General features: G+C 72.5%; 19 protein-coding genes. 14 read left to right on the top strand and 5 right to left on the bottom strand.

Annotation, left to right across the window (positions count from 1 at the left end; translation table 11 throughout):
• Window position 1 precedes the first annotated feature (1 nt).
• The 4 genes from DFH01_RS01100 to DFH01_RS01085 all read left to right on the top strand — a co-directional run bounded on the left by DFH01_RS01100 (window position 2) and on the right by DFH01_RS01085 (window position 4,836).
• A complete protein-coding gene (locus DFH01_RS01100) occupies window positions 2–1,237 on the top strand; it encodes a CCA tRNA nucleotidyltransferase (RefSeq protein WP_408609180.1) in 1,236 nt (411 codons plus the stop codon).
• Between the two features lie 101 nt (window positions 1,238–1,338).
• The gene (locus tag DFH01_RS01095) at window positions 1,339–3,093 is read left to right on the top strand and encodes an ABC transporter ATP-binding protein (protein WP_109868566.1); all 1,755 of its coding nucleotides are present in this window, start codon (window positions 1,339–1,341) and stop codon (window positions 3,091–3,093) included.
• Window positions 3,090–3,749 (top strand): CatB-related O-acetyltransferase, encoded by a 660-nt coding sequence (locus tag DFH01_RS01090; protein ID WP_109868565.1) that lies wholly within the window; start codon window positions 3,090–3,092, stop codon window positions 3,747–3,749. Before DFH01_RS01095 ends, DFH01_RS01090 begins: the two co-directional genes overlap by 4 nt.
• A 58-nt stretch (window positions 3,750–3,807) precedes the next feature.
• On the top strand, window positions 3,808–4,836 hold the full coding sequence (locus DFH01_RS01085; protein WP_109868564.1) for an amino acid ABC transporter substrate-binding protein: 1,029 nt from the start codon (window positions 3,808–3,810) through the stop codon (window positions 4,834–4,836).
• A gap of 42 nt (window positions 4,837–4,878) precedes the next feature.
• On the opposite strand, the gene DFH01_RS01080 is transcribed toward DFH01_RS01085, so the two are convergent.
• Window positions 4,879–5,310, bottom strand: coding sequence for an Rrf2 family transcriptional regulator (locus DFH01_RS01080; protein ID WP_109868563.1), 432 nt, complete (start codon window positions 5,308–5,310; stop codon window positions 4,879–4,881).
• Window positions 5,311–5,394: 84 nt separating this feature from the next.
• Between DFH01_RS01080 and DFH01_RS28015 the strand changes: the two genes are divergently transcribed.
• Window positions 5,395–5,547 (top strand): hypothetical protein, encoded by a 153-nt coding sequence (locus tag DFH01_RS28015; RefSeq protein ID WP_158287564.1) that lies wholly within the window; start codon window positions 5,395–5,397, stop codon window positions 5,545–5,547.
• Between the two features lie 27 nt (window positions 5,548–5,574).
• Here DFH01_RS28015 and DFH01_RS01075 read toward each other — a convergent pair whose 3' ends face one another.
• Complete coding sequence (locus DFH01_RS01075) at window positions 5,575–6,243, bottom strand: tyrosine-protein phosphatase (RefSeq protein WP_109868562.1); 669 nt, start codon at window positions 6,241–6,243, stop codon at window positions 5,575–5,577.
• 102 nt (window positions 6,244–6,345) lie between these two features.
• Here DFH01_RS01075 and DFH01_RS01070 point away from each other — a divergent pair, with 102 nt between their 5' ends.
• Entirely contained in the window at window positions 6,346–6,552 is a 207-nt protein-coding gene (locus tag DFH01_RS01070) for a hypothetical protein (protein ID WP_109868561.1), read from the top strand.
• Between the two features lie 3 nt (window positions 6,553–6,555).
• Window positions 6,556–6,870 carry a hypothetical protein gene (locus tag DFH01_RS01065; RefSeq protein WP_109868560.1) on the top strand — a complete coding sequence of 105 codons (315 nt, stop codon included), beginning with the start codon at window positions 6,556–6,558 and terminating at the stop codon, window positions 6,868–6,870.
• A 21-nt stretch (window positions 6,871–6,891) separates the two neighbouring features.
• On the opposite strand, the gene DFH01_RS01060 is transcribed toward DFH01_RS01065, so the two are convergent.
• From DFH01_RS01060 to hemF, 3 genes are all read right to left on the bottom strand, one after another.
• Window positions 6,892–7,866: a Bug family tripartite tricarboxylate transporter substrate binding protein gene (locus tag DFH01_RS01060; protein ID WP_109868559.1), complete on the bottom strand. Its 975-nt coding sequence runs from the start codon at window positions 7,864–7,866 to the stop codon at window positions 6,892–6,894.
• Between the two features lie 117 nt (window positions 7,867–7,983).
• Window positions 7,984–8,496 carry a hypothetical protein gene (locus tag DFH01_RS01055; protein ID WP_109868558.1) on the bottom strand — a complete coding sequence of 171 codons (513 nt, stop codon included), beginning with the start codon at window positions 8,494–8,496 and terminating at the stop codon, window positions 7,984–7,986.
• 92 nt (window positions 8,497–8,588) lie between these two features.
• Window positions 8,589–9,479: an oxygen-dependent coproporphyrinogen oxidase gene (gene hemF / locus DFH01_RS01050; protein WP_109868557.1), complete on the bottom strand. Its 891-nt coding sequence runs from the start codon at window positions 9,477–9,479 to the stop codon at window positions 8,589–8,591.
• Window positions 9,480–9,773: 294 nt separating this feature from the next.
• On the opposite strand from hemF, the gene petA reads away from it, so the two are divergent.
• The 7 genes from petA (at window position 9,774) to DFH01_RS01015 (ending at window position 20,421) form a co-directional block, all read left to right on the top strand.
• The gene (gene petA, locus DFH01_RS01045) at window positions 9,774–10,331 is read left to right on the top strand and encodes a ubiquinol-cytochrome c reductase iron-sulfur subunit (RefSeq protein ID WP_109868556.1); all 558 of its coding nucleotides are present in this window, start codon (window positions 9,774–9,776) and stop codon (window positions 10,329–10,331) included.
• 69 nt (window positions 10,332–10,400) lie between these two features.
• On the top strand, window positions 10,401–11,672 hold the full coding sequence (locus tag DFH01_RS01040; protein WP_109868555.1) for a cytochrome b: 1,272 nt from the start codon (window positions 10,401–10,403) through the stop codon (window positions 11,670–11,672).
• On the top strand, window positions 11,672–12,448 hold the full coding sequence (locus tag DFH01_RS01035) for a cytochrome c1 (protein WP_109868554.1): 777 nt from the start codon (window positions 11,672–11,674) through the stop codon (window positions 12,446–12,448). Before DFH01_RS01040 ends, DFH01_RS01035 begins: the two co-directional genes overlap by 1 nt.
• A gap of 131 nt (window positions 12,449–12,579) precedes the next feature.
• Complete coding sequence (locus DFH01_RS01030; RefSeq protein WP_109868553.1) at window positions 12,580–14,274, top strand: uracil-xanthine permease family protein; 1,695 nt, start codon at window positions 12,580–12,582, stop codon at window positions 14,272–14,274.
• A 94-nt stretch (window positions 14,275–14,368) separates the two neighbouring features.
• Complete coding sequence (locus DFH01_RS01025) at window positions 14,369–16,069, top strand: solute carrier family 23 protein (RefSeq protein WP_109868552.1); 1,701 nt, start codon at window positions 14,369–14,371, stop codon at window positions 16,067–16,069.
• A 164-nt stretch (window positions 16,070–16,233) separates the two neighbouring features.
• Window positions 16,234–17,934 carry a uracil-xanthine permease family protein gene (locus DFH01_RS01020; protein ID WP_158287563.1) on the top strand — a complete coding sequence of 567 codons (1,701 nt, stop codon included), beginning with the start codon at window positions 16,234–16,236 and terminating at the stop codon, window positions 17,932–17,934.
• Window positions 17,935–18,033: 99 nt separating this feature from the next.
• A complete protein-coding gene (locus DFH01_RS01015) occupies window positions 18,034–20,421 on the top strand; it encodes a methyl-accepting chemotaxis protein (RefSeq protein ID WP_109868550.1) in 2,388 nt (795 codons plus the stop codon).
• The last annotated feature ends 101 nt before the right edge of the window (window positions 20,422–20,522 follow it).

Below are 20,522 nucleotides of genomic sequence, written 5' to 3'. Positions count from 1 at the left end.
TATCGCCCCGCCGGCCTTTCTCTCGGAAGCCGCCCCGGCGGCCGTGCTGGCCGCGCTGCCGGGTGCCCGCGCCGTCGGCGGCTGCGTGCGGGACGCGCTGGCCGGCCGCGCGGTGCACGACGTGGACGTCGCCGCGCCGATGCCGCCCGAGGAGATCGTGGCCCGCCTGCGCGCGGCCGGGCTCAAGGTGTTCGAGACGGGGCTCGCCCACGGCACCATCACCGCCGTGTTGGCGCACCATCCCGTGGAAGTGACCGCGCTCCGGCGCGACATCGCGACCGACGGCCGGCACGCCGAGGTGGAATGGACCACCGACTGGCGGGAGGACGCGGCGCGGCGCGACTTCCGGATCAACGCCATGTCCTGCGATGCCGCGGGCAATCTCTGGGACTATTTCGGCGGGCGCGAGGATCTTGCGGCCGGGCGGGTGCTCTTCGTCGGTGACCCCTCCACCCGTCTCGCCGAGGATTTCTTGCGCGCCCTGCGCTTCTTCCGGTTCTGGGCGCGCTACGGCCGCGGCGCGCCGGATGAAGCAGCGCTGGCGGCGATCGCGGAGTCCATCGAGGGATTCCGGGCGCGCATCGCGCCGGAGCGCATCTGGATGGAGCTGAAGCGCCTGCTGCAGGCGCCCGATCCGGTGCCGGCGATCGCGCTGATGGAGGGCACGGGCCTGCGGGCTGCCGCACTGCCGGAGGCCGGGCCGACGGAGTCGCTGCGCCGGCTGGTCGCGCTGGATGCGCCGCACGATCCGCTCCTGCGCCTGGCCGCCTGGCTGCCCTTCCGCGCCGGCGTGGTGCCGGGCCTGGCGCGCCGGCTGCGCCTCTCCGGCGAGGAACGCGCGCGGCTCATGGCGCTCTGCGAATCGGAGGCCGCGCCGGGTCGGGAGCCGGACGACGCCGCGCTCCGGCGTTATCTCGCCACCCGCCCGAGATCCCAGGCGCTCGACGAGCAATGGCTCGCCGAATCCCGCGACGGCCAGGACCGCGGCGATCTCCGCGCGCGACTCGCCGAAATGGACCCGCCGGTCTTTCCCCTGCTCGGCCGCGACCTGCTGGCGCAGGGCATCCCGCCCGGCCCGCATGTCGGCGCGCTGCTGGCGGCGCTGCGATCCTGGTGGCTGGAGGGCGGCTGCACCGCGACCCGGGCGGAACTCCTCGCGGAGCTGCACCGCCGGAAAGACACCGGGGCGGCGGACGGGCCCGCCGCCCCGGCAGGAAAGACGCCGGCGGGGACCTGACAGATCCGCCGGCACTTCGGAACAAAAAGAGAACTAACCCATCCGCGCGGCGAAGGCAACACCCTCGCGCAGCCAACCTGCCCGGGCTAGACCCCCCACCCATGGCCCGTCCCGCCTTCGATGCCGCTTCCCTCCCGCTCGTCCGGCGGCTCTGGCGCGAGCATGTCCGCCACTATCCGCGCCTGCTGGTGTTGGCGGCGGTCTGCACCTTGGGCGTCGCGGGCTTCACCGCGCTCTACCCCATCATCATCCAGCAGGCCTTCAACCGCTTCACCGAGGGCGATCCCCGCGTCGTCTGGCTGCTGCCGCCCATCATCATCGCCGTCACCTCCGGCAAGGCGCTGTTCCAGTTCGGCCAGGCCGTCGCGACGCAATCCGTCGTGCTCCGGGTGATCGAGGGGCTGCAGAAGCGCCTGTTTGCCGCGCTGACCCGCGCCGACCTGGCCCAGGTGGCGCGGGAGGCGCCAGCCCGCCACGCCGCGCGCTTCACCACCGATGCCGGCCTGATCCGGGAGGCGCTGACCAAGGGCATCAGCGGCGTCGCCGACCTCTTCACCATCATCGGCCTAGTCGGCTCGATGCTCTGGATGGACTGGAAGATGGCGCTGCTGGCGGCGATGCTCTACCCGATCGCCGCGGTGCCGATCGTCAAGCTCGGCAAGCGCATCCGCCGCGCCTCCGCCGGCATGCAGGACCGCGTGGGCGAGACCGCCGCGCTGCTGACCGAAAGCTTCGGCGCCGCGCGCGTGGTGCGGACCTACCGGCTTGAGAGCGCCGAGCAGGCGCGGGCCGAGGGCGCCTTCGAACGCCTGCGCGAGAGCACCTTCGCGATCCAGCGCACCCGCGCGCGCGTCGATCCCGTGCTGGAGGCGCTGGGCGGCCTCGCGGTGGCGGGCGTGCTCGGCTTCGTCGGCTGGCGCGTCTCCGAAGGGCTCGGTACCATCGGCGACTTCACCGGCTTCGTCGCCGCGCTGCTGATCGCCGCCCGCCCGGTGCGCGCACTCGGCAGCCTGAACGCCGCGCTGCAGGAGGGCCTCGCCGGCCTCAGCCGCGTCTTCGCCACCGTGGACGAGCAGCCGCGCATCCAGGATGCGCCCGATGCGCGCCCGCTGCCCGAAGGCCAGGGCCGCGTCGTCTTCGACCGGGTCGGCTTTGCGTACGAAGGCGTGCCGGACGCCGCGCTGCGCGATCTTTCCTTCGTGGCCGAGCCCGGCCGCACGGTGGCCCTGGTCGGCCCTTCCGGCGCTGGCAAATCCACGGCGCTGGCGCTCGTGCCGCGCCTCTACGACGTGACGGACGGCAGGATAACGCTGGACGGCGCGGCGCTGCGGGGCGTGACGCTCGGCTCGCTGCGCGACGCCATCGCCTATGTCGGTCAGGACGCCGTGATCTTCGACGACACCGCGCTCGCCAACATCGCCTGCGGCCGCCCCGGCGCGACGCGCGCCGAGGTCGAGGACGCCGCCCGCGCCGCGGCCGCCCACGACTTCCTCTCGTCGCTGCCACAGGGCTACGACACGGTGCTCGGCCCCGGCGGGCAACGCCTCTCGGGCGGCCAGCGCCAGCGCGTCGCGCTCGCGCGCGCGTTGTTGCGCAACCCGCGCGTGCTGCTGCTGGACGAGGCGACGAGTGCGCTGGATGCGGAGAACGAGGCGCTGGTGCAGGAGGCCATCGGCCGGCTCCGCGCCGGCCGCACGACGCTGGTGATCGCGCATCGCCTCTCCACCGTGCGCGACGCCGACCTGATCGTGGCGATGGAGAACGGCAGCGCGGTGGAACAGGGCACCCATGCCGAGCTGATGGCGCGAGACGGGCTGTACGCGCGCCTGGTGAAGACCCAGGCCTTCGTCGCGTGACCTTTCCCGATCCGGACCTGCTGCACCCGATCCAGGGCACGACCCGCGTGGTGCAGCTGCGCCCGCTGATCGCCGCGCAGGAGGCGGTGGCGAATGTCGCGGCGGGCCGCTTCACCTACTACGACGACCCCGAGCACGCGACAGCCTTCCTTGACCGCAACATCCTCTACAATTTCGGCTTCTCCGGCGCGCGCCTGGAGATCGGCAGCTTCTGCGCCATTGCGACCGGCGCGCGCTTCGTCATGCCGGATGCGATGCATGCGATGGAGGGCGTCTCGACCTTCCCCTTCGCGATCCTCGGCGGCGCCTTCGCGGAGGCGCTCGATCTCGGCGCCTATCCCTTCCCGCAGGCGCGCGACACCGTGGTGGGCCACGATGTCTGGATCGGGATGGAGGCGCTGGTGATGCCCGGGCTGCGCATCGGCCATGGCGCCGTCGTCGCGGCCCACGCGGTGGTGACGCAGGACGTGCCCGACTACGCCGTCGTCGCCGGCAATCCCGCGCGCGTGGTGCGGCGCCGCTTCACGGAAGACGAGGCCGCGCGCCTCGTCGCGCTCGCCTGGTGGGACTGGCCGTTGGAGCGCATCGCCGCCGCGATCCCCGCCCTGGTGCGCGGCGGCGTCCCGGCGCTCGAGGACGTCGCGGCGCGCCGTTGACTCGTCCGCGCATCGCGCGGGACGATGCGGCGCCGGGGCCAACAGGGAGTCGAACTGCATGTTCTGGGGACGAGGCCTTGCGGCCGCGGCGATTGCCGCCTGCGCCGCCTTCTTCACCGCGCCGGCCGTGGCCGGGCCGACGCTCGACGCCGTCCGCGCGCGCGGGCAGCTGGTCTGCGGCATCCATACCGGCGTCGCCGGCTTCGCGCTGCCCGACAGCCGCGGCACCTGGCAGGGGATGGACGTGGATCTCTGCCGCGGCCTGGCGGTGGCGATCTTCAACGACGCGTCCAAGGTGCGCTTCGTGGGGCTCTCCTCCTCCACGCGCTTCACGGCGCTGGGCTCGGGCGAGATCGACGTGCTGTTCCGCACCTCCACGCAGACCATGCTGCGCGACACCACGCTCGGCCTGCGCCATGCCGTGACCTATTTCTACGACGGCCACGGCTTCATGGTGCGCGCCAATCTCGGCGTGCAGAAGGTCGCGGAGCTGAACGGCGCGACCATCTGCCTGATCCAGGGCACGACGAACGAGCAGGTGACGGCGGACTACTTCCGCAGCATCAACGTGCCCTTCCGCCCGGTGGTGTTCGAGCGCACCGACCAGGCCTCGGAAGCGCTGCAGGCCGGGCGCTGCGACGCCTTCGGCACGGATGCGTCGCAGCTCGCCGGCGTGCGCTCCTCCATGACGAACCCGAACGAGTGGACCATCCTGCCGGAGCGCTTCTCGAAGGAGCCCTATGGCGCCTATCTGCGCCGCGGCGACGACGAGTGGTTCGACCTGATCCGCTGGTACACCTATGCGGTGATCGAGGCCGAGGAGCAGGGCGTCACGCGCACCAATGCCGAGGAGATGCGCCGCACCAGCGTCAACCCGAACACGCGCCGCCTGCTGGGCGTGACGCCGGAGCTCGGCCAGTCCCTGAAGCTCGACCCGCTCTGGGCCTACAACGTGGTCCGCGCGATGGGGAACTACGGCGAGATCTACGATCGCCACTTCGGCCCGCAGACGCGCGTGAACCTGCCGCGCGGCCCCAACGAGCTCTGGACGCGCGGCGGCCTGATCTACGCCCTGCCGTTGCGTTGATGCCGGCGAGCCATTCCGTGCGAACGGAAGGGCTCGCTGCTGTCAGGCTGCGAGGCCGAGCAGGTCCCGCAGCCTGCGGTCCGGCTGCGCGAGCTCGGCGATCGTCACGCCGTCGAGCACGCCGAGAAAGGCCTCGCGCGCCGTCTGCAGGGTGCGCTTGAGCCGGCAGGCGGGCAGGATCGCGCAATCCGCGCCGCCGAGGCAGGGCACGAGGTCCATGTCCGGCTCCACCGCGCGCACCACCTCGCCGGCGGTGATGCGGCTGGCCGGCCGCGCCAACTCCAGCCCCCCGCCGCGGCCGCGCAGCGTCGCCACGAAGCCGCCCTGGCCGAGTTGGTGCGCCACCTTCATCAGGTGGTTCTCCGAGATGCCATAGGCATCCGCCACCTCCGCGATGGTGGCCCGCTCCGGCGCCTTCAGCGCCAGGTGGATCAGCAGGCGGAGCGAGAAATCGGTCAGGGTGGCGAGGCGCATCGAATCAAAGATGCATGAGGGAGATTGCTTTGCAAGGCCGATCGGGCGCAAAGATGCATAGAGGATGTATCTTTGGAGATGGCCATGAGCCCCGTCCGCCTGTTCCTCCTGCCCGGCAACCTGGTCTGCGACGTGCTGCACGTCGAGGATGACAGCAGCCGCGCCATGCTGCGCACGCTCGTGAACATGCTGGTCTGGAACACGATGGCGGTGCTCGCCCTGCTGCCCTTCGTGTAGGGCGGGGCGGGCGCGGAAGGACTTCCGTCACTCCCGTCGCAGCAGCCCGTCCACGAGCCTGTCCGCCCAGGGCTTGCTGGTGAAGTCGGCGCGCAGCGCGGCCTCGTCGTAGTCCTCGCGCAGCCAGTCCAGGAACGGCTTGGCGCCGTGGCGCGCCTGGAAGGCGGCATACTTGGCGAAGAAGGCGTCGAGAATGCCGGTGCGGCTGGCCGCCACATGGCCGAACCGCCAGTGCAGCTGGTCGAGCGCCGCCGCAACGGGCCGTCTCTGCAGCAGCAGCCAGATGCCGGCGACCAGCCCGGTGCGGTCCGCGCCCGACTTGCAGTGGATCAGGATCGGCTCCGGCAGCTCCGCGAACAGCCCGGCGAGGCGCAGGATGCGGTCCTTGTGCGGCGCGCCGCGGCTCTCGAAGGGCGCGTCGGCGTGGATCAGCCCGAGCTCGCCGGCGCGCGCGCGGCCCAGCGCGTCCGATCCGCACTCCTGCCGGTGGCCGCGCAGGTTGATCACGCTGCGCAGCCCGTGCCGGCGCTTCGCCTGCGCCAGCTGCCAGGGCAGCGGGTGGTTGGAGCGATAGAGCCGGCCGGGCTCCACCACCCCCCAGTTGCGCCAGGACAGGCGCAGCAGGGCATGGTCCACCACCAGGCTGTTGAGCCAGGCGGCGCGACGGCCGGCCAGGGACGAGAGGTCGGGAGGCACGGCGCCGATATGGCCGGGCGCGGCGCGGAAGGCCAGACCGGACGGCGAACGCGGCGCTGGCCGGGGCGTTCTGGTCCCTCCAATCCAAGGGGACAGGACGTCATGTCGAACAAGGCCAAGCTGCCGCCCGTGCCGGCGGAACAGACCAGCCCGGCGGGCACGGGCAGCGCCACGCCCGGCAAGGGCCCGCTCAAGCGGAACGAGGCGGAGCGGAACGCCGAGTCGAAGAACCGCGAGCTCGAGCAGCAGGGGCGCCAGGGCAACACCTGGCAGAACACGCACAACCAGGGCTACCAGCAGGATCGCTGATCAATGCCGGAGAAGCACCCGAACACGAAGCGCTGGGGCGGCCCGGGCGCCAGCCACGAGGACGCCTCGAAGCCGATGCCGGATCCGCCGCCGGCGCATCCGCCCGGCGCCGCCAGCACCAGCCCGCGGACCAGCAAGGTCTCGGGCGGCGGCGGCGAGCGGGACGAGAAGCACGCCGCGGTGGATACGATCCGCAGCTCGAAGTCGAACGCGACCGACGGCGACACGCCAAGCGGCCGCAGCCGCGAATACCGCGACAACCGCTCGCGCAGCGACCGGGCGGAGGACCGGGAGAAGGCCGAAGGCCGGGGCGAGTGAACGCCCCGGCCGCCAGGGGCGCTACTCCACCCGCGCGCCGCTGACGCGCACGGCTTCCTGCCAGAGCGGGCGGTCCTGGTTCGCGCGCTCCGACATGCCATCCGGCGAGGACCAGACGGCGAGGGCGCCGGCACGCAGCACGCGGTCCTTGAAGCCCTCGTCATTGGCGACCTGGCGCAGCGCGTTGCCGAGCCTCTCGGTGATCGCGCGCGGCGTGCCGGCGGGTGCGACGAAGCCCTGCCAGGAGGTCAGCACCATGTTCGGCACGCCGGCCTCGGCCATGGTCGGCACGTCCGGCACCGTCGGGAAGCGCTCGGCGCTGGTTACCGCCAGGGCCCGCATGCGGCCTTCCTGGATGACCGGGACGTAGCTGGCCAGGTTGTCCAGCGCGAAGTCGAGATCGCCCGACAGCATCGCCGGGATGGTCTGCGCCGCGCCGCGGAAGGGCACATGCGTCGCCTCGATGCCGGTGCGCGCGGCGAAGAGCGCGCCCGACAGATGCGGCGTGGTGCCGACGCCCGGCGAGCCATAGGAGATGCCGCCGCGCTTGGCCTTCGCGCCGGCGATGAACTCGGCCAGCGTCTTCGCCGGGTTGTGCTGCGCCGCCACCACCGCGACGTTCGGCAGGTCCCAGGCGATCGCGACCGGCTGCAGGTCCTTCGCCGGGTCGTAGGGCAGGCGGGCATAGAGGAACGGGTTGATGCAGAGATGCCCGACCGAGGCGATGCTGAACGTCGAGCCGTCCGGCGCCGACTTGGCCAGCGCGTCGAGACCGATGTTGCCGCCGGCGCCGCTGCGGTTCTCGATCACCACATTGGTGCCGAGGATCGGCCCGAGCCGTTCCGCATAGAGCCGCACCAGCACGTCGGTCGAGCCGCCGGCCGGCCAGGGCACGATCATGCGGACATTGCCCGGGGGCCATTGCGCCTGGCCGAGGGCGGGCGCGGCGAGCGGCGTGGCCAGCGCGGAGGCCAGCAGGCTGCGGCGTGCGATCATTGGGCGTCTCCCTGTGCGAATGACGGCGTGTCGGTCGCACGGGGAGGCCCGTCTGGCAAGCTTGCGCGCCGCCCGGGGCCGCACGGCCGTGCCGGGCGGCCGGCGGATGCGGTGGGATCAGCCGTCCCGGCGCGCCTGGGCCGCCTTGTTCTGCTGGCTGACGCTGCCGATCCGGCTCGGATTCACACCGCCGCGCCCCTTGCCGCTCGGGCTGGCGCGCATGCCCTTGCCGGCGCTGAAGCCGCCCTGCGGATGGGCCGCCCGCGTCGCCTGCTTGCGCGCCAGCGCGGCCTTCAGCGCGGCGCGGTGCGCGGCGCGCTTCCGCTCGTGGTCGATCTCGTCGAAGCGGGCATTCACGCGCTTCAGCGCGGCGGCATAGACCTGCTTGCGCCGCGTCGCCTTCCCGGCCTCGGCCGTGGCGGCGGCGCGCGCATCGCCCTTGCCGCGCTTGGCGCGCTTGCCCTCGCGGATCAGGTCGCGCGCCTTGGCATGCTGCTCGCGCAGGCGCGTGGCCAGGGTGCGCAACTCCTCGCCGGACAATGCGCCGAGGGCGGGATAGTGGCTCGGCTCGATCAGCTTGTAGGCGTCGTGGCCGAGCAGGGCGCGCTCCTCGCGCTGGGTGGTCGCCATGTGTCGAAATCCTCCTGTCGTACAGATACGTTCCGCGAGCGCGCCGAGTCCAGCGACGCGGGTCCCTCGTCTTGGCGCGGCGTGCCGCGGCGTCAGGGCCAGCCCGTCTCCGGCGGCAGGGACATCAGGATCGCTTCCACGTTCCCGCCGGTCTTGAGCCCGAAGATCGTGCCGCGGTCGTAGAGCAGGTTGAACTCCACGTAGCGCCCGCGTCGGACCAGCTGGTGCTGGCGCTCCGCCTCGGTCCAGGGCTCGTGCATGCGCTTGCGGATGATGGCGGGATAGGACTGGAGGAACGCCTCGCCGACGTCGCGGGTGAAGGCGAAGTCGGCGTCGATTCCCTTGCCCGGCGTGCGGTCGCCGAGCCAGTCGTAGAAGATGCCGCCCAGGCCGCGCGGCTCGTTGCGGTGCGGCAGGAAGAAATATTCGTCGCACCACTGCTTGAAGCGCGGGTAGTAGGTCTCGTCGTGCCGGTCGCAGGCCGCCTTGAAGGCGGCGTGGAAGTCGGCCGCGTCCTCCTTCGAATGCGGCGCGGCGTGGTCCATCGGCGTGATGTCGCCGCCGCCGCCGAACCAGGCCTTGGTGGTGACGATGAAGCGCGTGTTCATGTGGGCCGCCGGCACGCGCGGGCTGCGCATATGCGCCACGAGGCTGACGCCGGTGGCCAGGAAGCGCGGGTCGGCCTCGGCGCCGGGGATCTGCTTGCGGAATTCGGGGGAGAACTCGCCGAAGACGGTGGAGACGTTGACGCCCACCTTCTCGAAGACGCGGCCCTTCATGACGGACATCACCCCGCCGCCGCCCTCCGGCCGGTCCCAGGCGGTGCGCGTGAACCGGCCGGGCGGCAAATGCGCGTGCGGCCCCGACTCCAACCCATCCTCGCAGGCCTCGAAAGCGGCGCAGAGGCGGTCGCGCAGCGATTCGAACCACGCGCGGGCGCTGGGCAGAAGGGGATGCTCGATCGGTGCCGGGCTTTCGACCATGCGGGGCTGCTTCCTCAGGCGTTACGGCCGTTGCGCCGTGCGTGGCGGAGATTGACAGCCCCTTGCCGGGCTGGCGACCCCCGGGCGCCTTGCGTCGTTTTCACGTCCGGAGCCGGATGGACAGCCCCGAAGACCGGCCTTTATATGCGCCGCAACGTCGCCGGATGCCGGGCCGGGCCGCGTGCGCCTGCCTGCCTGCACCACGGCGGGCGCCGGCGCCCGGGCTGGCGGGAAGACGCGTTTCACGTGCCGCACGCCGCCGTCCTGGCGACGCCTCGCGGAAGGGGAAGAACGATGGCCGATGCGATGGCGCCCCATGCGGCGCCTCATGGGGAGGCGGGGGAGACCCGCCGCGACTTCCTGAAGCTCACCACCGGCGCCTTCGCCGCGGTCGGCGTGGGCGCGATCGCCTGGCCCTTCATCAGCTCGATGAACCCGGCGCGCGACGTGCTGGCGCTGGCCAGCACCGAGGTGGACCTGTCGCCCATCGCGGTCGGCCAGGCCGTGACGGTGATGTGGCGCGGCAAGCCGGTCTTCGTGCGCCGCCGCGCCGAGGAAGAGATCAAGGCGGCGCGCGAGGTGCCGCTGTCGCAGCTCCGCGATCCGCAGACCGACCAGTCCCGCGTCATCCGCGATCCCTGGCTCGTCGTGGTCGGCGTCTGCACGCATCTGGGCTGCGTGCCGCTCGGCCAGAAGCCGACCGATGCGCGGGGTGACTATGGCGGGTGGTTCTGCCCGTGCCACGGCAGCCACTACGACACCTCGGGTCGAATCCGCCTCGGCCCCGCGCCGGCGAACCTTGCGGTTCCCGAGTACAACTTCACCTCCGACACGCAGATCCGCATCGGCTGAGGCCGGTCGGCGCGCGGTATGGTCCGCACGCCCCCGCCCGCCGCGCGAAACCCGAGGAGCCAAGCTGCGATGGCCATCGGCCTTCACCAGAGCGACTTCAAGAACCCGGTGGTACGCTGGATCGACAGCCGCCTGCCGGTCTTCACCATGATGCAGAAGGAGTACGGGACGTTCCCCACGCCCCGTAACTTCAACTACTTCTGGAACTTCGGCGCGCTCGCCATGGTCAACCTGCTGATCATGATCGCGACCGGCGTGTTCCTGTCGATGCACTACACCGCGCACACCGCCTACGCCTTCGACAGCGTGGAGCGGATCATGCGCGACGTGAACTTCGGCTGGCTGCTGCGCTACGTGCACATGAACGGCGCCAGCATGTTCTTCATCGTGGTCTACATCCACATCTGGCGGGGCCTCTGGTACGGCTCCTACAAGGCGCCGCGCGAGATCCTCTGGATCCTCGGCGTGGTGATCTTCCTGCTGATGATGGCGACCGCCTTCATGGGCTACGTGCTGCCCTGGGGCCAGATGTCCTTCTGGGGCGCCACCGTCATCACCAACCTCTTCAGCGCCATCCCGGTCGTCGGCAACGACATCGTGGTGTGGCTGTGGGGCGGCTTCAGCGTGGACAACCCGACGCTCAACCGTTTCTTCAGCCTGCACTACCTGTTGCCATTCGTGATCGTCGGCGTGGTCTTCCTGCACGTGGCCGCGCTGCACATCACGGGGTCCAACAACCCGCTGGGCATCGACCCGAAGGGCCCGCAGGACACGCTGCCTTTCCACCCGTACTACACGATCAAGGACAGCGTCGGCCTGATCGTCTACTTCATCTTCTTCGCCTTCCTGGTGTTCTTCGCGCCAAACTACCTCGGCCACCCGGACAACTACATCCCGGCCAACCCGCTGGTGACGCCCGCGCACATCGTGCCTGAGTGGTACTTCCTGCCCTTCTACGCGATCCTGCGCGCAGTGCCGGACAAGCTGGGCGGCGTGGCGCTGATGTTCGGCTCCATCGCCATCCTGTTCATCCTGCCCTGGCTCGACACCTCGCCCGTGCGCTCCATGCGCTTCCGCCCGGTGGCGAAGTGGTTCTTGGTGCTGTGGGGCATCAACTTCTGCATCCTCACCTGGGTGGGCGCGAAGCCGGCCGAGGGCCACTACGTGACCATCGCCCGCTGGGCGACCACCTACTACTTCCTCTACTTCCTCGTGATCCTGCCGCTGCTCGGCCGCCTCGAGCGCCCGCTCAAGCTGCCGGAGAGCATCGCCCTGCCGGTGCTGCGCGGCGGCGGGCCGATCCCTGCTGGCGCGGCCGCGAAGCCGATGGAGAAGGCCTGATGTCGCGCTTCCGCAACCTCGTCGGCGCCCTGGTCCTCGGCGCCGCCGCGGCCCTCAACGCCGCCCCCGCGCGGGCGGCCGGTGAGGCCATCGCGCTGCCCGACACGCGCTTCTCCTTCGAGGGGCTGTTCGGCACCTTCGACCGCGGCAGCCTCCAGCGCGGCTTCCAGGTCTACAAGGAGGTCTGCTCGGCCTGCCACGCCATGAAGCAGCTCTCCTACCGCAACCTGCTTGAGATCGGCCTGACCGAGGAGCAGGCGCGCAACATCGCCGCGCAGTTCCAGGTGGTGGACGGGCCGAACGACCAGGGCGAAATGTTCGAGCGCCCGGCCCGCCTCTCCGACCGCTTCCGCCGCCCGTTCGCGAACGAGCAGGCGGCGCGCGCGGCGAACAACGGCGCCTATCCGCCCGACCTGTCGGTGATCGTGAAGGCGCGCGCCGGCGGCGCCGACTACATCCACGCCCTGCTGATCGGCTACACCGAGCCGCCGGCCGGCTTCAACCTGATGGACGGGATGAACTACAACGCCTACTTCCCGGGCCATCAGATCGCCATGCCGAACGTGCTCAACCCCGGCCAGGTCGAGTTCGCCGACCGCACCGAGGCGACGGTCGACCAGATGGCGACGGACGTCGCCACCTTCCTCGCCTGGGCGGCCGAGCCGGAGCTCGAGCAGCGGCGCCAGATGGGGGTGCGGATCATCCTGTTCCTGATCGTGCTGGGCGGCCTGACCTATGCCGTGAAGCGCAAGATCTGGGCCGACGTGAAGCACTGAGCCACCGGTTGCACCGATGAACCGCAGGGGGCCGTCCGCAAGGGCGGCCCCTTTCGTTTCAACCCCCCCGCCACGCCGGCCTGGCCGCCGCCTTGCGGCATCGCCCGTCGTGCGGCGATGCTGGCTCGGCGATGCGCAAGCCGCCTGACCTCACCTACGGGCTGAACGAGCTCCCGACCCCGGCGGTCCTGCTCTCCGCTGCCCTGCAGCAGACGGCGATCATCGTCGTCTTCATCTACCCCGCCATCCTGCTCGCCCAGGCCGTCGGCGCATCGCCGTCGCAATCGGCCGCGATGCTGAGCCTCGCCTTCCTGGCCTGCGGCGCCAGCGCGCTGATCCAGTCGGCCGGCCGCTTCGGCATCGGCGCGGGCTATCTGGCCCCAGCGACCGGCTCGGCCGCCTTCCTCGCGCCCTCCCTGCTGGCGGTGCAGATCGGCGGGCTCGCGCTCGCGGCAGGCATGACCATCGCCGGCGGCGCGGCGATGATGCTCTTCGCCCGCACCCTGCACCGTGCGCGCGCCTTCTTCCCGCCCGAGATCGCGGGCGCCGTCGTGCTGATCATCGGCATCGCCGTCACGCTCGCCGGCGTGCGCGCCCTGCTGATCACGCCGGACCAGCAGCCGCCATCCGCCGGGGCGCTGGCCGTGGCGGGCGTCACGCTCGCCATCGCCGTCGGGCTCAGCGTCTGGGGTGGTGGCGCGCTGCGCGGCGCCTGCGTTCTGGTGGCCCTGCTCGCGGGAACCGCGGTTGCGTCCTGGCTCGGCCTGTTCCGGCTGGACACCGCGGCACTGGCGGGGCTGCCGCTGGTCGGGCTGCCCGCCACCGGCCACCTCGGCTGGAGCTTCGACCTTGCGCTGCTGCCCGTCTTCCTGGTTGCCGCCCTGGCGAATTCGCTGAAGACCGTCGGTCTCGTCACCACGCTGCAGAAGCTGAACGACGCCGACTGGGTGCGGCCGGAGCCGCGCAGCATCGCCGGCGGCGTGGCGGGCGACGGCGCGGCGACGGCGCTCGCCGGCCTGCTCTGCACCGCCGCCCCGAATGTCAGCGCGACCAATGTGACCATCCAGGCGGCGAGCGGGGTGACGAGCCGCGCCATCGGCTATGCCACCGCCGCCTTCTGCCTGGTGCTGGCCTGCTTCCCGCGGCTCGCTGCGCTGCTGGCGCAGGTGCCGGGGCCGGTGATCGCCGCGGTGCTGCTGCATGCGGGCGGGCTGATGCTGGTCAACGGCATGCAGCTTGCGACATCGCGCATGCTCGACTCGCGCAAATCCTTCGTGGTCGGCTTCGCGCTGGTGACCACGCTGGCGGTGGAGGCGATCCCGCAGGTGGCGGACTGGGTGTCGCCCGAACTGCGGCCCTACATGTCGGCCACCGCGCTCGGCACGGTCGTCGCCATCGGCCTCAACGCGATCCTGCGCATCGGCATCCGGCGGCAGATGGAGATCGTGCTGCCCGCGCGCGACATGCCGCACCGCGAGCTGGCCGATTTCGTTGCGCGCGCCGGCGCCGCCTGGGGCGCGCGGCGCGACGTGCTGACGCGGGTGGAGGAGCAGATCGTCTGGTGTGTCGATTCGATCGCCGGCTTCGGCCTGGCGGAGGGCGACGTCGCCGTACGCATCGGCTTCGACGAACTGCGCATCGACGTGACCATCGCCTATCGCGGTCCGCCGCTCGAGCTCTCGCAGGTCGCGCCGACGGCCGACGAGATGCTCACCGAAGCCGGCGCGGCGAAGCTCGCCGGCCACATGATCCTCAAGCGTGCGACGCGCGCGAGCGTGCGCAGCCGCGACGGCGGCACGGAGTTGCGGCTCGTCTTCGATCATTGAGCTTTGCGCATGCATCGCCGGCCGGCTTGCGCGCCACCGCGTCCGGCGCGAAGGAGCGTCCGCCCGGGCCGATCCGGGCTCGGGCAGGGCAGGGATGCGCAGGCCGGTCAACATCGCCTACTGGGTTGACGAGCGCCCGCCCGCCTCCGTGCTGGCAATGGCTGCGCTGCAGCAGGGTGCAGTCGTGCTGGTCTTCAGCTTCACCGCCATCCTGCTTGCGCGGGAGGTGGGCGCGAACCCGGCGCAGGCCGCCGATATCCTCGGCCTGACCTTCCTGGTCTGCGGCGCGATGGCGCTGATCCAGGCCTTCGGCGCGCGCTTCGGGGTGGGCAGCGGCTATCTCGCGCCGGGTTCCGGCTCGCCGATCATGCTTGCGCCGTCGCTGCTGGCGGCGCAGATCGGCGGCATGCCGCTGGTCGCCGGCATGACGATCTTCGCCGGACTGGTCACCGCGCTGCTCGCGCGCACGCTGTACCGTCTGCGGTCGCTGCTGCCGCCCGAGATCGCCGGCACCGTCGCGCTGGTCGTCGGCCTTGTCGTGGGTCTTTCCGGGGTGCGAAGCCTGCTCGTCACGCCGGACGGCACGCCGCCGACCCTCGCCGCCTTCGCGGTGGCCGGCGTGACGCTTGCGGTGTCCGGTGGGCTCAGCGTCTGGGCCAAGGGCATGCTGCGCTTCGCCTGCGTCGCGATCGGGATGGCGGCGGGATGCCTGCTGGCCTGGCCGCTCGGCCTGCTGCACGGGCAGCCCGGCTTCGACATGGCCTCGGTGCCATGGGTGGGGCTGCCGCATGCGGCGCATGTCGGCTGGGCCTTCGACCCGGCTCTCGTGCCGGTCTTCGCGGTGGCCGCGCTCGCCCATGTCATGAAGGACATCGGCATGGTCACCACGCTGCAGAAGATCAACGATGCCGGCTGGGTACGGCCCGATCCGCGCAGCATCGCCGGCGGGGTCACCGGCGGCGGCGTGGCGCTGGTGCTGGCCGGGCTGCTCGGCGCACACGGCACCACGCTCAGCGCGACGAATGTCGCGATCCAGCAGGCCTCCGGCATCACCAGCCGTGTCGTGGCCTTCGGCACCGCCGGCTTCTGCGTGCTGCTGGCCTGCTTTCCCCGCGCGGCGGCGCTGCTGTCGCAGGTGCCCGCGCCGGTGATCGCGGGCGTGCTGATCCATGCCGGCGCGCTGATGCTGATCAACGGCATGGCGCTCGCCACCTCCCGCATGCTGGATGCGCGACGCAGCTTCACCATCGGCGTGGCGGTGCTCGCCGCGGCTGCGGCCGAGGCCGTGCCGCAGCTCAGCGCCGGGTCGGCGCCCGGGCTTCGGCCGCTGCTCTCCGCGACCGCGCTCGGCGCGCTGACGGCGCTGCTGCTGAACGCGCTGCTGCGCATCGGCGTGCGCCAGGAGGTCACCATGTCGGTGCCGGCCGCGGCGATCCCGGAAGCGGCGGTGGCCGATTTCGCGACGCGCGCCGGCGCGTCCTGGGGCGCGCGGCCGGAGGTGGTGGCGCGCACCTCAGAGCTGGTCTCCTGGTGCCTCGATGCGATCATCCAGTCCGGGCTGGCGCGCGGCGAGGTGACGGTGACGCTGCGCTTCGACGAGTTCCGGCTGGACGTGCTGATCCGCTACCAGGGCGCGCCGATCGCGCTGCGCGACCATCCGCCGCCGCCCGAGGCGCTGCTGGAAGACGACGGCGCGGCGCTGCTGGCCGGGCACATGATCCGCCGTCGCGCCGATCGCGCGACGGTGCGGCAGCGCGGCGACGTCACGGAACTGCGCCTGTCCGTGGATCACTGAACCCGCGCCGGACGCTACCGCGCCGCGGCGTCGCACCGGTCCCTGATGCTGCATGCATGCGGCCACGGAGCGGGGCGGGGCCCGGGCACCAGAATGCTTGCGCAACGCTCTATGGAGCGTTCAGACTATATTCGGGGAAGATAGATCAGCGGCGGAATGCCCCGATGCGCAAGCCGGCAGACCTCGCCTATGGCCTCGACGACAGGCCGCCCTTGCGGGTGCTGCTGACGGCCGCCTTGCAGCAGACGGCGATCATCGTCGTCTTCATCTATCCGGCCATCCTGATCGGGCGCGCGGTGGACGCCCCGCCGCGGGAAGCGGCGGCGATCCTTAGCCTGACCTTCCTCACCTGCGGCCTGAGCACCCTGCTGCAGGCGTTCGGGCGCGGCGGCTTCGGCAGCGGCTTCCTCGCGCCGGGCTCGGCGGCCGGCGGCTTCCTGGCGCCCTCGCTGCTCGCCGCGCAGAACGGGGGCCTGCCGATGGTCGCCGGGATGACCATGGCGGCCGGGGCCGCGACCCTCGTCTTCGCGCGCATGCTGCGCCGGCTGCGCGCGGTCCTGCCGCCGGAGATCGCAGGCACCGTCGCGCTCATCATCGCGCTCGTCATCGCGCTGACCGGCGTGCGCCTGCTCATGCACGGGCCGGAGGGCGAGCCGCCGACGGCGCGCGGCCTGTTCGTCGCCGCCGTGACGCTGGCCGTGGCGGGCGGCCTCAGCGTCTGGGGCAAGGGGATGCTGCGCTGGACCTGCGTGCTGGTCGCGCTCGCGGTCGGCAGCCTGGTCGCGCTCGCGCTCGGCGAGACGGATTCCCGTGCGTCGGTGGACCTCGCCACGATCCCGCTGGTCGGCCTGCCGCAGCTCGGCCACATCGGCTACGACTTCGACATCGCCCTGCTGCCGGCCTTCCTGGTCACGGCGCTGGCGGCGGCGGTGCGCAGCGTCGGGCTGCTCACCACGCTGCAGAAGATCAACGACGCGGACTGGGTGCGCCCCGACCAGCGCAGCATCGCCGGCGGCGTCAGCGGCGACGGCGTGACCATCCTGATCGCCGGGCTGCTGGCCGCGCCCGCGGCCAACATGAGCACCACCAACATCACGGTGCAGGGCGCGACCGGCATCACCAGCCGCATCATCGCGCTCGGCACCGCCGGCGCCTGCTTCCTGCTGGCCTGCTTCCCACGCGCGGCGGCGCTGCTGGCCCAGGTGCCGGCCCCCGTCATCGCGGCCATCCTTTTGCAGGCCGGCGCGCAGATGATGGTGAACGGCATGCAGCTTGCCACCTCGCGCATGCTCGATGCGCGCAAGACGCTCGCGATCGGCCTGGCCTTCATCACCGCGCTCGGCGTCGCGATCCTGCCGGAGATGCGCGATCTCGTCGCGCCGTCCTGGCGGCCGCTGGTGTCGGAGATCGCGCTCGGCACGATCGTGGCGATCGGGCTCAATGCTCTGCTGCGCATCGGCATCCGCCGCAGGGTCTCGCTCACCGTCCCGGGCGATGCGATCGACGAGAAGGCGGTGGCCGACTTCGCGACGCGCGCCGGCGCCTCCTGGGGCGCGCGGCCGGATGTGGTGGCGCGCACGACGGAGCTCGTCTCCTGGTGCCTGGACGCGATCATCGACGCCCGGCTGGCCCGCGGCGACATCACCGTGACGCTGGCCTTCGACGAATTCCGCCTGGACGTGCTGGTCGCCTATCACGGCGCCCCGATCGAGCTCGCCGCCGCGCCGCCCTCGCCCGAGGAGCTGCTGCAGGATGACGGGGCCGGCGCGCGGCTGGCCGGGCACATGATCCGCCGCCGCGCCAGCCGCGCCACCGTGCGCCACCGCGACGGCCTGACGGAGCTGCGCCTGGTCGTGGACCACTGACCGCGCATCGGCCTTGCGCGGTCTTTTTCCGATCCCGCAACAACCATCGGTTCACCTTCCCGCGGCAGACAGGCGCACCTCCCACCGTCGGAGCCGCCCATGCCGCGCAAGGTCTCGATCGGACGCATAGCGACCACGCTCGCGGCGGTGCTCGCCGCCAGCACCCTCGCCCTCGCCGCCATCCTGCTGCCCGAGCGGTGGCGGAACTGGCAGGCGGCGGAGCGCCAGCGCACCCTCACCGCGGCCGTGGCCACGCTGGGCAAGGCGCTGGTCGAGCTCTCGCTGGAACGGTCGCTGGTGCAGGTCACGCTGCAGCTGCCGGACCCGCTCTCGGCGCAGCATCGCGCCATGATCGAGCGGCAGCGCAGCGTCGCCGCGGCGGGCTTCGCCGAGGCACTCGAAGGGTTGCGTTCGGTCGGCACGCCCGAGGCCGCGGCGCTCGCGGACGACACCGAGGGCCGGCTGGCCGGGCTCGATGCGTTGCGCCGGCCGGCCGATGCGAATCTCGCGCGCCCCCTGGCGCAGCGCGACCCGGCGATACTGTTGGGCTGGTCAACCGGCGTGCCGGCGCTGATCTATGCCATCGAGAACCGCCGGCTCACCGCCCGCAGCACGAACGAGCCGGTGCCGGGCGGCGTGCTGGTCCGCGACCAGCTGCAGCACCTGGCCTGGGCCGTGCGCGAATATGGCGGGCGCGACCGGACGCTGATCGCCGTCGCGCTCGCGCGCGGCGAGCCGATCTCCGCCGCGGTGGCGCAGCAGATGGCCGCCTTCGACGCCACGGCGGCGCGCCGTCTGGACGCGCTGGAGGCGATCGCCGCGCATCCCGCCCTCTCCCCGCGCCTGCAGCAGGCGCTGCGGGAGCTTCTGGCCGAATACCGTGGCGGCTACGCCGCGCTGCGCCGCTCCATCCTCGAGGCCGCGGCGGCGGGGCGCCCCTATCCCATCGCGTTCGACGCCTATTTCGCGGAATCGAGCCGGGTGCTCGACCTCGCCACCGCGCTCTCCGTCGCGGCGGGCGACGCGAACAAGAGCTACTGGACCGACATCAGCGGCCAGGTCGCGCGCCAGACGGCGCTCGTGCTCGTGCTGACGCTGCTCGCCATCGCCGCCGCCTCCGCCCTCGTCTGGTTCGTCCGCCGCCGCGTCACCACCCCGGCCGCGGGCCTCGCCGCACTGGTGGAGCGCATCGCGGAAGGCGACCTGCAGGCGCAGGCCGATCTCGGGCATCCGCCGCAGGAGATCGCGCGCGTCGCCGGTGCGGTGGAGACGCTGCGCACGCGCCTCGCCCAGGCGCGCGCGGAGGAGGTGCGCGCCAGCGCCGATCGCGATGCGAAGCTGCGACGCCAGCAGGCGACGGAGCGCTTCGCCGCGGACTTCTCCGCCGTGATCGGCGGCGTGCTCGGCGGGCTCGGCGCATCCGCCACGCGCATGCGCGACAATGCCGGGACGATGGCGAACCTCGCCGCCTCCACGCGCAACGAGGCGGCCGCGGTGCGCGCGGCGAGCGAGGCCGGCGCCACCGGCCTGCGCGAGGCCGGGGAGGCCGCCGGCAGCCTGCGCGAGAACGCCATCGCGGTGACCGGCGCGGTGCACCAGGCCGGCACGCAGGTCGCCGCCGCCGTCGCGCAGGCCGCCGACAGCGAGCGCCTGGTGAACAGCCTCTCCTCCGCCGCAGCGGAGATCGGCGCGGTGATGGAGACGATCCGCAGCATCGCCGCCCAGACCAACCTGCTCGCGCTGAACGCCACCATCGAGGCGGCGCGCGCCGGGGAGGCCGGCAAGGGCTTCGCCGTGGTGGCCGGCGAGGTGAAGGCGCTGGCCGCCCAGACCGCCAGGGCGACGGAGGAAGTGGCGAGCCGCATCGCCGCCGTGCAGGCCTCGACCGGGGAGGCCGCCGGCAGCATCGCGCGCATCGCCGAGGCGGTGGGCGAGGTGCGCGGCGCCGCAGCCACCATCGCCGACGCCATCGAGGCGCAGGCCGGCGCGATCGGCGCCATCGCCGGCCGGGTGGAGGCGGCGGCGCGCGGCAATGACGAGGTGCTGCAGCGCATGCGCGCCCTGACCGAGGCCGCGGAGGCCGGCGGCGGCGCCGCGCAGGGCGTGCTCGCCGCCTCGGAGGAGGTGGGCGGCCGGGCGGAGGCGCTGCGCGGCGAGGTGGACGGCTTCCTCGCCTCGCTCGAGCGCGCGGGCGACCGCCGGCAATACGACCGCTACCGGCTGGACCTGCCCTGCCGCCTGGAATGGGCGGGCGGGTCGAGCACGGCGCGGCTCGACAACCTCTCGCGCGGCGGCGCCGGGGTGCGCGGCGAGCTCGGCCTGCCGGCCGGCACCGAGATCCGCATCGCCATCGCCGGCGGCGCCTTCCTGCCCGCCCGCGTGGCGCGCCACGAGGACGGCGTGACCGGCCTGCTCTTCGTCGCCGGCACCGGCGTGACGGCGGAACTCGACCGCCTGTTGGCGGCGGAGGAGGCGATGGCGGCCTGAGCATCGGGGTGGAGCGCGGCTTCCGGCGCGGCCACGGCGTGATCCACGAAGATGGATCACGCCGTAGCTCTTGTTTGAGCGACTGATTCACCGCTTCGGCG

The sequence above is a fragment of the Falsiroseomonas bella genome, from assembly GCF_003173615.1.
In the GTDB taxonomy this organism is placed as follows: domain Bacteria; phylum Pseudomonadota; class Alphaproteobacteria; order Acetobacterales; family Acetobacteraceae; genus Falsiroseomonas; species Falsiroseomonas bella.
The sequence above is the reverse complement of the archived record's forward strand: the minus strand, read 5'-3'. Positions and strand labels throughout refer to the sequence as shown.